This window comes from Aliivibrio kagoshimensis, from assembly GCF_050337105.1.
Taxonomy (GTDB): domain Bacteria; phylum Pseudomonadota; class Gammaproteobacteria; order Enterobacterales; family Vibrionaceae; genus Aliivibrio_A; species Aliivibrio_A kagoshimensis.
In genome coordinates, this window is sequence record NZ_JAKJSQ010000130.1 from 1 (window position 1) to 4,334 (window position 4,334).

The 4,334-nt window shown below is 41.8% G+C and carries 3 protein-coding genes and 1 pseudogene; 2 read left to right on the forward strand and 2 right to left on the reverse strand.

The annotated features are described in order from the left end of the window. The first annotated feature begins 40 nt into the window (after positions 1-40). A complete protein-coding gene (locus L4C32_RS20300; protein WP_428198709.1) occupies positions 41-1,903 on the forward strand; it encodes a DUF294 nucleotidyltransferase-like domain-containing protein in 1,863 nt (620 codons plus the stop codon). Further along, positions 1,903-2,619 (forward strand): 3'-5' exonuclease, encoded by a 717-nt coding sequence (locus tag L4C32_RS20305; RefSeq protein WP_428198710.1) that lies wholly within the window; start codon positions 1,903-1,905, stop codon positions 2,617-2,619. The genes L4C32_RS20300 and L4C32_RS20305 overlap by 1 nt, the downstream gene beginning before the upstream one ends. Positions 2,620-2,727: 108 nt before the next feature. Here the strand turns inward: L4C32_RS20305 and L4C32_RS20310 are convergent, their stop codons facing one another. Beyond that, on the reverse strand, positions 2,728-4,230 hold the full coding sequence (locus L4C32_RS20310) for a tripartite tricarboxylate transporter permease (protein WP_428198708.1): 1,503 nt from the start codon (positions 4,228-4,230) through the stop codon (positions 2,728-2,730). Between the two features lie 9 nt (positions 4,231-4,239). Beyond that, a pseudogene (locus L4C32_RS20315) lies at positions 4,240-4,334 on the reverse strand (tripartite tricarboxylate transporter TctB family protein); the annotation flags it as partial.

The window sequence follows — 4,334 nt, forward strand, 5'->3', positions numbered from 1 at the left end:
GTTATATAATAATACTAATTAAATTTAATGGAACCTGATGATGCCTCAGTCATTGTTGCCAAATATCATTCAATTCATCGGTCAAATTGATCCGTTTGATAAAATTCCTAAACAGGCATTAAAAGCGTTAGCGTCTCACGTAAAAATTAGTTATTTAGCTAAAGGCGAAACGGTTGATTTGTCTGCTGATGGAAAAGAAAAATCGTTGTACATAGTCCGAACGGGATCGATGGAACAACGCAAAGTGGATGGCGTTCTTAGGGCTAGGTTAGGAACAGAAGATCTATTTGGTTTTACGTTTCTTGATGCTGAAATGGACTCAGATAATGGTTATCGTGCCGTCGCGATCGAAAACACGTTACTCTATTTGGTCCCACATTCCGCACTTCAAACCCTGTTTAAAGCCTCCCCAAGCAGTGCCGAACATTTCGCATCACAAGCACAAGTTAGGCTTAAATCTGCACTGGATGTGGTGTGGTCAAATAAAGAGAAAGGATTGTTTATTCGTCGGGTGGAAGAAGTGGCAAGCGGTAGGGTCGCCGTCGTGCAATCTCACCAAACCATTCAAAGTGTTGCTAATGAAATGTTGAAACAACATTCTCCGTGTGCCGTGATTTATGAAGAGGGTGACCTGGTTGGATTGATTACGGATCGAGACATGACCAAGCGAGTTATTGCTTATGGCGTCAGTACAGCGAGTCTCATTTCAGAAGTGATGACACATTCACCTTTGACAGTAAAACCCGATGATTTGGTATTGCATGCTGCATCAATGATGATGCAGTTCAATATTCGCAACTTACCTGTGGTTAAAGATAATAAAGCCATTGGATTATTGACTACCTCTCATCTCGTTCAGAATCACCGAGTTCAAGCGATATTTCTGATCGAGAAGATCAAGTATGCAGAGAGTGTCGAAGCGATGGCAAACTTTACCCCAGAGCGACAAGCGATTTTTGAAGCTTTGGTTGAAGGAAAGGTTAGGCCTGAAACCGTAGGAAAAGTCATGACGATGATCATGGATTCATATACCCGTCGTTTGATTCAAATTGCCATTGATACGCTAGGCGCCCCCCCTTGTGATTTTTCTTGGATAGTTGCCGGTTCTCACGCTAGGAATGAAGTTCATATGCTGTCAGATCAAGACAGCGCTATTGTTTTATCTGATGACGCGACTGAAAGTGATCGTAGCTATTTCAACAATCTATCTGTCATAGTTACAAATGGGCTTGCCAGTTGTGGATACCCTTTATGCCCGGGGAAATACATGGCAGTGACACCTAAATGGTGTCAGTCTTTAGCAGTATGGAAATGTTATTACAAAAAATGGGTTTCAAATCCTGAGTACGAACGCTTGCTAAATATCAGTGTTTTTCTTGAAATACGCACTGTTTATGGTAACAGTGAATATGAAAAAATCTTGCGTAATGAACTGCATGCGAATATCCGAAATAACCGTGAGTTTTTAAGTACTTTGGTCAGAGATGCGGTCAATACCAACCCGCCATTAGGCATATTTAATAGCTTGGTCCTGGAAAAGTCAGGTGAGAATAAAAAAGCACTCAATGTTAAAAAATACGCGATAAATCTTGTTATAGATTTGGCCAGAATTTATGGGCTTGCCGTAGAATGCGATTTGTCAGCGACTGATGAACGTTTTACTGCAGCGAATGATAAGGGGGTATTGAGTGACGATGCTTTTAAGAATATTTTAGGGGCTTATCAATTTATATTATCATTTCGTTTTAGTCATCAACTTGAAGCACTCAAACGTGGTGACAAACCCGACAATCATATCGATCCCAATAGTTTCGGCAGTTTTGAGCGTAAGCACTTAAAGGATGCGTTTCGAATTATTGCGGATTTGCAAGACGGCGTAAAAATAAGGTTTGGTAGCCGATGATAAAATCGATTCTGCGATACTTCCATCCACTTGAAGTGATTAAACGGCAAAGGAAGCGGTACGTTTCGACGTTACAATTGCCTAAGTTTTTGACTCGTGTGCTGGATCTGCCATTCCCTGAAATTGATGATTTAGCGAATGAACTTGAGTACATTGTGTTGGATTTTGAAACGACAGGACTCGATTGTAACGACGATCTCATTTTGTCGATGGGGTGGGTTGATATTAAACAAGGAAAAGTCGACTTATCTTCAGCGCATCACCTTTATATCAATAACGGTTCGCAAGTTAAACCTGAAACCGCGGTCATTAACCACATCATTCCCCAAATGTTGTCTGGAGGAGTGAATATTCATGACGCTATGATGACTTTTTTTGAAGCGGCTCGGGGGAAAGTAATAGTTGCACATGCTTGTGTCGTTGAAGCGCGTTTTATGAATAAATACTTAAATGAGAGTTATCATTTACCAGATATGCCTTTATTGTGGCTAGATACCTTATGCATTGAAAAGCGAATGGCTAAGGCTCTCAATCGAGATGTTGGTATTGATTTAACACTAACCGGAGTGAGAGAGCGGTATGGATTACCAGCCTACAATAGCCACAACGCTCTCGCTGATGCGGTGTCCACGGCTGAATTGTTATTAGCCATTATAAAAAGAATTCGTCCTGATTCTACAGCTTCATTTGGGCATCTATATAAATTAAGTGTGTAAACTTGCTTTGAAAGGGATTAAAAACCATGCTCAACATCTTGTGTTGAGCATGGTTAAATCACAACGTACAAGTGTTTATATTCTCGTGTTGTTTATGGATTGTACTTACTACTCATCATTGGATTGAGACTGTTTTAGTGCCTGCTTTTTTTTCATTTTTAATGTTGAGTATATAGAGAGAACAGCTAAAACAATGAAAGCGAGAGCGATAGGGCGTTCATATAGGAACGACCAACTGCCTTCATACATCAATAAAGACTTCCTCAGATTGGTCTCGGCCATTGGCCCCAAAATAATGGCAAGTAGGATCGGTGACGATGGAATATCTAACTTGGTTAAGATGAAGCCAAGTAATCCAAACCCAATGGCAATCCCAACGTCAAACATTGAGTTGTTAATTGCGTATGCACCAACAATCGACAAGAACACTATGATAGGAATCATGATGAGTTTTGGCACTTCAATGATGCGGCAGAAGAATCGAATGCCCAGTAAACCAATTGCCAACATCACTAAGTTCGCAATTAACATTGAACTGAATACACCGTAAACCACCTCTGGATTCTGAGCAAAGAGGAGGGGGCCAGGTGTTAAGCCTTGAACAATGAGAGCACCTAACAATACGGCAGCAACCGCATCACCTGGAACACCAAGGGTGAGAAGAGGGACGAGAGAACCTCCCGTTACTCCATTGTTTCCAGCCTCAGCTGCGGCAAGACCGCGCACGGAACCGTTACCGAACTCTTCGGGTTTTTTTGATGAACGTTTTGCTTCGTTATAGCATACGAATGCAGAAATATCGGCACCTGCACCAGGTACTGAGCCGATAGTTGTGCCCATTAGTCCACTTTTTATTGCAGTGGGTAACATCTCTTTTAAATCGCTTTTACTTAGCAATTTATGATCAAATTTAGGGGCGACAGTCTTTTTTTCCGTGAACAATTTTTCAAGCTGATTGAGCGCTTCAGAGAGTGCAAACAAACCGATAAGAACTGGAATGACATTGATTCCGCTGTAGAGGTCCATAATGTCAAAAGTAAATCTTGGCACACTGCTAATTGGATCGAGCCCGACGGTTGAGACTAACAGTCCGATAGTTCCTGCAAGTAATCCTTTGAAAATGTTATTGGAAGAGACACTTGCAATAATCGTTAAGCCAAATAGGGCTAAGGCGAAATACTCTGGGGCATTAAAACGAAGGGCGAAAGTGGCTAATTTAGGGGCAATTGCAATCAGAACAATAGTACTTATTAATCCACCAATAAATGAAGCAACAGCAGATATGCTTAACGCTCTTGCCGCTTGGCCTCTTACTGCCATTGTGTGGCCATCGAGAACGCTTGCTGCTGAAGCTGGTGTCCCAGGAGTTTTGAGTAAAATGGCGGCAATTGAACCACCATAAATCCCGCCGATGTATACACCGATAAGCATTACAAGTGCAGACGTTGGTTCCATACCAAAGGTAAACGGGAGCAATATCGCAACCCCCATCGTTGCGGTGAGTCCAGGGAGAGCGCCAAGAATAACACCACCGAGTACGCCGAAGACTAGTACCGGTAAAACGGCAAAGCTAAGGGCCGTTGCTAGACCATCAATTAAATATTCGAACATCATAACCTCCTATGACCACATTGCTTCTGGGAGCGCGATATAGAATACTTCGCCAAAAAGATAATAAACAACCAATACAAATACAACTGCGATGATGTAATAAG

Bases quoted from the DNA above. Each gene is read 5' to 3' on its own strand.
- L4C32_RS20300 (WP_428198709.1), top strand. From the start codon at position 41: ATGCCTCAGTCATTGTTGCCAAATATCATTCAATTCATCGGTCAAATT.
- L4C32_RS20310 (WP_428198708.1), bottom strand. From the start codon at position 4,230: ATGTTCGAATATTTAATTGATGGTCTAGCAACGGCCCTTAGCTTTGCC.